The organism is Pseudomonas sp. Pseusp88 (genome assembly GCF_047303955.1).
GTDB lineage: Bacteria > Pseudomonadota > Gammaproteobacteria > Pseudomonadales > Pseudomonadaceae > Aquipseudomonas.
The window spans coordinates 41,849-50,703 of sequence record NZ_JBGLYM010000036.1 but is presented as its reverse complement, the minus strand read 5'-3'; the positions used below and the strand labels follow the sequence as shown (position 1 = coordinate 50,703).

9 protein-coding genes are annotated in these 8,855 nt (G+C 59.1%); 6 read left to right on the top strand and 3 right to left on the bottom strand.

Annotation, left to right across the window (positions count from 1 at the left end; all coding sequences use genetic code 11):
- Positions 1–145: 145 nt before the first annotated feature.
- Complete coding sequence (tyrS, locus tag ACCD02_RS28180) at positions 146–1,345, bottom strand: tyrosine--tRNA ligase (protein WP_413309218.1); 1,200 nt, start codon at positions 1,343–1,345, stop codon at positions 146–148.
- Positions 1,346–1,556: 211 nt separating this feature from the next.
- Here tyrS and ACCD02_RS28175 point away from each other — a divergent pair, with 211 nt between their 5' ends.
- Positions 1,557–3,011 carry a peptidoglycan DD-metalloendopeptidase family protein gene (locus ACCD02_RS28175; protein WP_413309216.1) on the top strand — a complete coding sequence of 485 codons (1,455 nt, stop codon included), beginning with the start codon at positions 1,557–1,559 and terminating at the stop codon, positions 3,009–3,011.
- Positions 3,012–3,014: 3 nt separating this feature from the next.
- Positions 3,015–4,115 (top strand): anhydro-N-acetylmuramic acid kinase, encoded by a 1,101-nt coding sequence (locus ACCD02_RS28170; RefSeq protein ID WP_413309214.1) that lies wholly within the window; start codon positions 3,015–3,017, stop codon positions 4,113–4,115.
- A gap of 63 nt (positions 4,116–4,178) precedes the next feature.
- On the opposite strand, the gene erpA is transcribed toward ACCD02_RS28170, so the two are convergent.
- Both erpA and argC read right to left on the bottom strand, forming a co-directional pair.
- Positions 4,179–4,529 carry an iron-sulfur cluster insertion protein ErpA gene (gene erpA / locus ACCD02_RS28165; protein WP_413309212.1) on the bottom strand — a complete coding sequence of 117 codons (351 nt, stop codon included), beginning with the start codon at positions 4,527–4,529 and terminating at the stop codon, positions 4,179–4,181.
- A gap of 199 nt (positions 4,530–4,728) precedes the next feature.
- The gene (gene argC / locus ACCD02_RS28160) at positions 4,729–5,763 is read right to left on the bottom strand and encodes an N-acetyl-gamma-glutamyl-phosphate reductase (protein ID WP_413309210.1); all 1,035 of its coding nucleotides are present in this window, start codon (positions 5,761–5,763) and stop codon (positions 4,729–4,731) included.
- Positions 5,764–5,896: 133 nt separating this feature from the next.
- Between argC and hemJ the strand changes: the two genes are divergently transcribed.
- The 4 genes from hemJ (at position 5,897) to ACCD02_RS28140 (ending at position 8,741) form a co-directional block, all read left to right on the top strand.
- A complete protein-coding gene (gene hemJ, locus ACCD02_RS28155) occupies positions 5,897–6,322 on the top strand; it encodes a protoporphyrinogen oxidase HemJ (RefSeq protein WP_413309208.1) in 426 nt (141 codons plus the stop codon).
- A 242-nt stretch (positions 6,323–6,564) separates the two neighbouring features.
- Positions 6,565–7,497, top strand: coding sequence for a DUF805 domain-containing protein (locus ACCD02_RS28150; RefSeq protein WP_413309206.1), 933 nt, complete (start codon positions 6,565–6,567; stop codon positions 7,495–7,497).
- Between the two features lie 53 nt (positions 7,498–7,550).
- Positions 7,551–8,339, top strand: a complete 789-nt coding sequence (locus tag ACCD02_RS28145) for an SDR family NAD(P)-dependent oxidoreductase (protein ID WP_413309204.1) — start codon at positions 7,551–7,553, stop codon at positions 8,337–8,339.
- A gap of 63 nt (positions 8,340–8,402) precedes the next feature.
- Positions 8,403–8,741, top strand: a complete 339-nt coding sequence (locus tag ACCD02_RS28140) for a histidine triad nucleotide-binding protein (protein WP_413309202.1) — start codon at positions 8,403–8,405, stop codon at positions 8,739–8,741.
- Positions 8,742–8,855 lie beyond the last annotated feature (114 nt).

The window sequence follows — 8,855 nt, the reverse complement described above, 5'->3', positions numbered from 1 at the left end:
GAAGTGGGGCGAATTATAGATAGATTCTGAGGGGCGTCAAGCGATTATTTCAGGAAGCTTCAAGTTTCTGGCTACAAACCACAAGAAGGACCGGGAATGCCTGCCTCCCGCTTCTAACTTGAAGCTTATAGCTTGCCGCTGACCACTATTCAGCCGTCAGAGTAATCCGCCCGAACGCCTTCTTGCCCGCCTGACACACATGGGTAGCGCCAATCTTGAAGACAAAGCCACGATCAACCACTTCACCATCTATACGCACACCACCGGAACCGAGCAGGTCCCGAGCCACCGCCGAGTTCTTCACCAGGCCCGCCTTATTAAGGACGGCTGCGATAGGCATGTCTTCAGCAGCAGAGATACTGATCTCCGGCAGATCGTCCGGCAACTCGCCTTCCTTCATACGGTTACCCGCGGAACGGTGAGCATTAGCCGCAGCCTCTTCACCATGGAAGCGCGCAACGATCTCTTCAGCCAGCTTGATCTTGATGTCACGCGGGTTGGCGCCAGCCTCGCAGTCAGCCTTGAATGCATTGATCTCATCCATGCTGCGAAAGCTCAGCAGCTCGAAGTAACGCCACATCAGCGCATCCGGGATCGACACCAGCTTGCTATACATGATGCCCGGCGCTTCCTGGATACCTACATAGTTACCCAGGGACTTGGACATCTTCTTCACCCCGTCCAGGCCTTCAAGCAACGGCATGGTGAGGATGCATTGCGCTTCCTGCCCATAGGAGCGCTGCAGCTCACGCCCCATCAGCAGGTTGAACTTCTGGTCGGTACCGCCCAACTCGACATCCGCACGCAGGGCGACGGAGTCATAACCCTGAACCAGCGGGTACATGAACTCGTGAATGGCGATCGGCTGGTTGGCTTTGTAGCGCTTGTCGAAGTCATCGCGCTCGAGCATCCGGGCAACGGTGTACTGCGAGGACAGACGGATGAAATCAGCCGGGCTCATCAAATCCATCCACGTGGAGTTGAACGCAACCTCGGTCCTGGCCGGATCAAGAATCTTGAAAACCTGAGACTTGTAGGTCTCGGCGTAATCCAGAACCTGCTCACGGGTCAGCGGCGGGCGCGTGGCACTCTTGCCGCTCGGATCACCGATCATGCCGGTGAAGTCGCCAATCAGGAAAATGACGTGATGGCCCAGTTCCTGGAATTGACGCAGCTTATTGATAAGGACGGTGTGACCCAGGTGCAGGTCCGGAGCGGTCGGATCGAATCCGGCCTTGATACGCAGTGGCTGTCCACGCTTGAGCTTCGTGACCAGCTCGGCCTCGACCAGGAGTTCATCCGCACCGCGCTTGATCAGCGCCAGCTGTTCTTCAACCGACTTCATATCAGCCCCGTAAATGGCTCGTTTCAAAGGGCTCCAACCATACAAGATCAGCGCCCAATTACAAGTTTTGCCCAGCGCTCATCGGCAAATCCGGACGGGATACGCGCTTAGGGTTGCCTCAGGCAGGATTTGGTTATATTTTATACAGTTATTTCATCTTCATCATGTCATTCATCTTTTCCAATTCATCTTTTTCAAAGTCAAATCACCTATGACAGACACATCGACTAAAGCGCCCCCGCTTTATCCGAAGAGCCATCTGCTCGCTGCAAGCGGAATTGCCGCCTTGCTGAGCCTGGCGCTTCTGGTCTTCCCCTCCAGTGAAGTGGAAGCCAAGAAAACTCATTTGAGCCTTGATATGGAGGCACCTACGCCCTCCGAACAACTGACACAGGAACAAGACGCTCCCGAAGCGGTAGAAGCCACACAAGAAGCAACACCTTCACCCTTTGCCCAGATCGACAACGGCGCCGACGAGCCCGAAGACACCGCGACCACCGAAGCGGAAAAGAAAGACGCCAAGGTAGCGAAGGCAGAGTCCGCCGCCGCGCCGGTCAAGGACGCCAACCACCGCGAAGTCGTCGTCAGCAAGGGCGATACCCTGTCCACCCTGTTCGCCAAAGTCGGTTTGCCTGCAGCGACCGTGCACGAGGTACTGGCCAGCGACAAACAGGCCAAACAGTTCTCCCAGCTCAAGAATGGCCAGATCCTGCAATTCGAGCTGTCCCCTGATGGCCAGTTGAAGCAGCTGCACAGCAAGCTCAGCGAACTGGAAAGCATCAGCCTGACCAAAACCGCCAAGGGCTATGCCTTCAATCAGGAAATCAGCAAGCCCAACGTGCGCACCGCCTATGTCCATGGCGTGATCAGCAACTCGCTGTCACTCTCGGCACAGAAGGCCGGCCTGTCCCATAGCATGACCATGGATATGGCGAAGATTTTCGGCTACGACATCGACTTCGCCCAGGACATCCACAAGGGTGACGAATTCGATGTGATCTACGAACAGAAGGTCGTCAATGGCAAGACCGTCGGCACCGGCAACATTCTCTCCGCCCGCTTTACCAACCGTGGCAAGTCCTACACTGCTGTTCGCTATACCAACAAGCAGGGCACGACCAATTACTACACCGCCGATGGCAACAGCATGCGCAAGGCCTTCATCCGCACCCCGGTTGACTACGCCCGCATCAGCTCGCTTTTCTCCATGGGCCGCAAGCACCCGATCCTGAACAAGATCCGCGCCCATAAAGGCGTCGACTATGCAGCACCGCGCGGTACGCCGATCAAGGCCACCGGTGATGGCAAAGTGTTGTTGGCCGGTCGTCGTGGCGGCTACGGCAATACCGTGATCATCCAGCACGGTGACACCTACCGCACGCTGTACGGACATATGCAGGGCTTTGCCAAAGGTATTCAGACTGGCAGCAATGTCAGACAAGGCCAGGTCATCGGCTATATTGGAACAACCGGCCTGTCGACTGGTCCGCACTTACACTATGAGTTCCAGGTCAATGGTGTGCACGTCGACCCTCTGGGTCAGAAATTGCCAATGGCGGATCCGATCGCCAAGTCCGAAAAACAGCGGTTCATGCAGCAAAGCCAGCCACTGATGGCGCGCATGGACCAGGAAAAGGCCACCATGCTGGCCTCGAGCAAACGATAAGACATGGCCAACTTATATATCGGTGTAATGTCCGGAACCAGCCTCGACGGCTTCGATATCGTGTTACTGGAACAGGATGAGCGGCCACGCCTGCTGGCCACCCACTACATTCCCATGCCCGATGACCTGCGCGCCGAGCTGCTGGGCCTGTGCTCCAGCGGAGTGGACGAAATTGCCCGGGCCGGTATCGCCGAGCAGAAGTGGGTGCACTTTGCCGCGCAGGGCGTTCATGCCCTGCTGGAAAAGCAGAACATCCTTGCCGCAGAGATCCGCGCCATCGGTAGTCATGGCCAGACCATTCGCCACGAGCCGGCGCGCGGTTTCACCGTACAGATCGGCAACCCGGCGCTGCTGGCCGAGCTGACCGGTATTACCGTGGTCAGCGACTTCCGTCGCCGCGACATCGCCGCCGGCGGCCAGGGTGCGCCGTTGGTGCCTGCGTTCCACGAGGCTCTATTCGACGACAACAAAGATCATCGCGCCGTGCTTAATATCGGCGGCTTCAGCAACCTCAGCCTGATCGAGATCGATAAACCGGTCTCAGGCTTCGACTGCGGCCCCGGCAACGTCCTGCTCGACGCCTGGATTCAGGCCCAGCGTGGCGAAAGCTATGACCGCGACGGTGCCTGGGGCGCCAGCGGCAAGGCTGACCCCGCACTGCTCAAGGCATTGCTCAGCGATCAGTTTTTCCAGACCAAAGGGCCCAAGAGTACTGGCCGTGAGGTATTCAACCTGGGTTGGCTGCATCACCACCTGTTCCAACTGCCGACCCTGGCACCCGAGGATGTCCAGGCAACGCTGCTTGAACTGAGTGCACTGAGCGTCACCGAGTCCCTGCAATCGGCGCAGACCCATACCAAAGAGTTGCTGGTCTGCGGCGGCGGCGCGCATAACAAGGCATTGATGGATCGTTTGGCGACGTTGCTGCCACAGACCAAAGTCAGCAGCACGGCAGCCTTCGGCGTCGATCCGGACTGGGTCGAAGCCATGGCCTTTGCCTGGCTGGCCCATTGCTGTCTGGAAGGCGTACCGGCCAACCGACCTACAGTGACTGGCGCCAAAGGCCTGCGGGTTTTGGGCGCAATCTACCCCGCCGGGGCCTGATACCCGCAGAAAGCAAAACGCCGCGTTCGATACGCGGCGTTTTTATTTGGAGCAACAGCAGGATCAGATCGAGAACGACGAACCGCAACCGCAGGTCGTGGTGGCGTTAGGGTTCTTGATGACGAACCGCGAACCTTCCAGACCTTCCTGATAATCCACCTCGGCGCCTGCCAGATACTGGAAGCTCATCGGATCGACCACCAGACTCACGCCTTCGCGCTCGACGATGGTGTCATCGTCAGCGATGTCTTCATCGAAAGTGAAACCGTACTGAAAGCCCGAGCAGCCGCCGCCGGTCACGAAGACGCGCAGCTTCAGGCGATCATTGCCCTCTTCATCGACCAGGCTCTTCACCTTGTGCGCTGCACCCTCGGTGAATTGCAAAGCGGTAGGAGTGAAGGATTCGACGCTCATGTTAACTGTCTCCCGGCACCAGGCCGTCATAATGCGTAATGACGGGCATTATCCGCTTCTCCTAGAAAATTGGTCAACTATTAGAAGGGCAGCTTTGAGCTTCAAGCGACAAGCTTCAAGCGGGTAGTCGCAAGTGACTCGCATTCACCCGCTTGCGCTCTTGGCTTGCCGCTTGAAGCTCGCAACTTACTAGCTTCTTTTAAGGCAGCATCCCCGCATGGGCAAGACCAAGCTTCTCATCCAGGCCGAACAGGATATTCATGTTTTGCACCGCCTGGCCCGACGCACCTTTGACCAGGTTGTCGATCACTGACAGCACGACCACCAGGTCACCACCCTGTGGACGATGCACAGCGATGCGGCAGACGTTGGCGCCACGCACGCTACGGGTTTCAGGGTGGCTGCCAGCCGGCATCACATCGACGAACGGTTCGTTGGCATAGCGCTTCTCGAACAGCGCCTGCAGATCTACCGAGGTATCAACGACGGTGGCGTACAGGGTGGCGTGAATGCCACGGATCATCGGCACCAGATGAGGCACGAAGGTCAGCCCGACATCGCCACCGGCTGCGCGGCGCAGGCCCTGGCTGATTTCCGGCAGATGACGGTGGCCTTTGACAGCGTATGCCTTGAAGCTTTCACTGGTCTCGGAATACAGCGAGCCAACACTGGCACCACGGCCCGCGCCGCTGACACCCGACTTGCAATCAGCGATCAGGCGGGACGTATCAGCCAGGCCAGCTTCGATCAAGGGCAGCAAGCCCAACTGCGTAGCGGTCGGATAGCAACCCGGCACCGCGATCAGGCGCGCCTGTTTGATCTGCTCGCGATTGACTTCCGGCAGGCCGTAGACCGCTTCTTTCAGCAGTTCCGGCGCGCCGTGGGGCTGGTTGTACCACTTGGCCCATTCAACCGGGTCCTGCAGGCGAAAGTCAGCCGACAGGTCGATAACCTTGGTGCCTGCCTCGATCAGTTCGCCCGCCAGGGCGTGCGCTACGCCGTGGGGTGTGGCGAAGAATACGACGTCGCAGGCGCCAAGGGTCTTGACGTCCGGCACGCTGAACGCCAGGCCATCGTAGTGGCCTCGCAGATTCGGATACATGTCGGCAACGGCCAGACCTGCCTCAGAGCGCGAAGTGATGACCACCACCTCAGCTTGCGGATGCTGTGCCAACAGACGCAGCAGCTCGACCCCGGTGTAACCCGTGCCGCCGACGATACCGACCTTGACCATGACCTGCCCTCAACGAACCTACTGGAAAGGCGTCGATGATATGAGCCTGAGCCCCTTGCGACAACCTGCAACGTGCGTCCGGCCGCTCAAGCCTCTACTATTTGGCCTCCGTGAACCTGTGGGATAACTAGAAATGCTTTATTTGTGGGTCAAAGCGCTGCACATCGTCTCGATGGTCTGTTGGTTTGCCGGCTTGTTCTACCTGCCGCGCCTGTTTGTCTACCACTCCATGAGCGAAGACGCTGTCAGTCGCGATCGTTTCGCGGTGATGGAGCGCAAGCTGTATCGCGGCATCATGGGCCCGGCGATGATCGCCACGCTGATTTTCGGCATCTGGATGCTCACCCTCGCGCCAGGCTTCCTGAAACAGGGCTGGTTGCACGCCAAGCTGACCCTGGTGTTTCTGCTGATCGGCTATCACCACGTCTGCGGCGCTCAGATCAAACGCTTCGCTCGCGGCGAGAACGGACGCAGCCATGTGTTCTATCGCTGGTTCAATGAAATTCCCGTAGTGATTTTGCTGGCAGTGGTTATTTTGGTTGTCGTCAAACCGTTCTAACTGCTTTGAGGAGGGGAACTCCTGGCGCTCCCCACCCCCAAAGAGAGTCTGTCGGCCTTGCTGCCCCTGAATAACGTGCGCGTCCCCATAGTTTCGAGCGCGCCTGCTGGCCTGGACACATACCGCAAGGTACAAAGAACAACCTGAAACCCGCCGGTTGAAGGTCTAGCTGAGATGACCACACATGCAGCCTGCTGCCATAGCATGTGCAGTCGACGTTATCACCAGACAAGGAAGCCTCTATGGCCGACACCCATTACAAGATCGTGTTCGAAGGACAACTGCGCCCCGGCGTCGACCTGGAGACGGCCAAGCTGAATCTCGCCCGACTGTTCAAGAGCGAGACCTCCGCCGTCGAGAAGCTGTTCAGTGGCAACGCCATGGCTCTCAAGCGTGGCTTGACCCAGGCCGATGCGCAGCATTATCTCAAGGCCCTCAATGACGCAGGCGTCGAAGCCCGCATCGAAGCGGACCCGGCCATCAGCTTGAGCCTGGAGGAAGTCGATGCGACCGGCACGGCTGCCCGTACCGCCGAATCGATTGCGCCGTCGTCGCCCTATGCGCCACCCCGCGCCCCGGTAGGCAGCGCCGTGCAGGAATACGCCGAACTCAAGATCATGAGTGTCCATGGCCGTATAGGCCGGGTGCGCTATCTGGCCTGGACACTGGTTCTGACTGTCGTTGCAATAGTGACAGCCCTTTGCTGCGCCCTGCTGGCCAGCGTTAACCTGATCCTCGGCGGCCTGCTGGGTGCCGTGGTGGCCGCCGCATTCATCTGCGTCAGCATTCAGATCGGCGTACAGCGCGCTCACGACCTCGGCTGGTCAGGCTGGCTGCTGCTGCTGAACCTGGTGCCGTTCGTCGGCAGCGTGTTCCCTATCCTCTTGGTGGTGATGCCGGGTAATACCGCCGCCAACCAATATGGACCGCCGCCTCCGCCCAATAGCCAGGCGGTCAAAGTCCTGGCCTGGCTGTGGGTGGTGTTCCTCGTGGTGATCATCGCTGCTGGCGTAGCCGGAGGCCTGACGGCGTTCCAGCAGGAGCTCGATAACAGCGCGACCGAATACGAACAGAACCTGCCCGGCGATGACGATGAGGACACCGACGGCAACGTCAAGGACTCAGCCGCTCCCGCCACCTTCTTCAAGGGCGACGAAAACAGCGGCAAAAAGTGACGTAAGCGCTCTGGCACAGGTCTCATCGCCGGACCTCATCAATGGAGAACTGCATGACCCGCTACGCCCTGATCACTGGCGCTTCCAGCGGCATCGGCCTGGCCATGGCCGAGGCCCTGGCACGACGGGGGCATAACCTGCTGCTGGTTGCCCGGCAACGCGACCTGCTGGAAACCATCGCCATTGAGCTGACCCAGCGCTTCGGCGTGGAAGTGCTGTTCCGTGCCTGTGACCTGGGCGAACCGCTACGCCTGTCCGGCTTTCTCCTTGAACTGGAAGACGGCGAACACCCCATCGACCTGCTGGTCAATTGCGCCGGCATCGGCACCAGCGGTCCTTTCCTGGCTCAGGACTGGGGCCTGGAGCAAGACCTGATCGACCTGAATATCCTCGCGCTGACCCGTCTCTGCCACACCGTTGGCAATCTGATGGCCGTGCAGGGCGGCGGGCAGATTCTCAATGTGGCGTCTGTCGCCGGCTTCGCGCCGGGACCGTGGATGAGTGCGTATTACGCCAGCAAGGCCTACGTCCTGCATTTCTCCGAGGGCTTGCGCGAGGAAGTGCGCAAGACCGGCGTGAAAGTCTCGGTGCTCTGCCCGGGCCCGACCCGTTCCGAGTTCTACCGGACCGCCGCGATGGACACCGACAAGCTCAGCGCCAAAACGAAAATGATGAGCGCAGAAGAAGTTGCGCTCTATACCGTACGTGCCCTGGCGAAAAATCGCGCGGTGATCATTCCCGGCTGGCGCAATCGCCTGATGACCCTGACACCACGATTCGCCCCACGCTGGCTGACCCGCAGGATTACCGGCGCTATCAATAAGTCCTACTGCATACACTGACGCATGGCCGGCCGAGCGCTACACTCGGCACACCCGACATCCACCCACAAGGAGCCCATGGCTGTGGATACTTTGTTCACCAAGATCATCAACCGGGAGATTCCGGCGAAGATCATCTACGAAGATGATCAGGTGCTGGCCTTTCACGACATCGCCCCCCAGGCGCCCGTGCATTTCCTGGTCATCCCGAAAAAGCCGATCCGCACCCTCAACGACCTGACCGAAGAGGACAAGGGCCTGGCTGGTCATATCCTGTTCACCGCCCAGCGACTGGCCCTGGAACTGGGCTGCGAGGAGGGTTTTCGCGTGGTCATGAACTGCAATGAGATGGGCGGGCAGACCGTCTATCACATCCATATGCATGTGCTCGGGCAGCGCCAGATGCATTGGCCGCCGGGCTGATCAAGGTTTGATTGATATTTGTGGGACCTGCTTTAGCCAGGAATGCGCTTTCCCGGCTAAAGCCGGCCCCGCATAAAATACGCTCCCTCCTGCCCCACGCTGACCCAGCTCAAA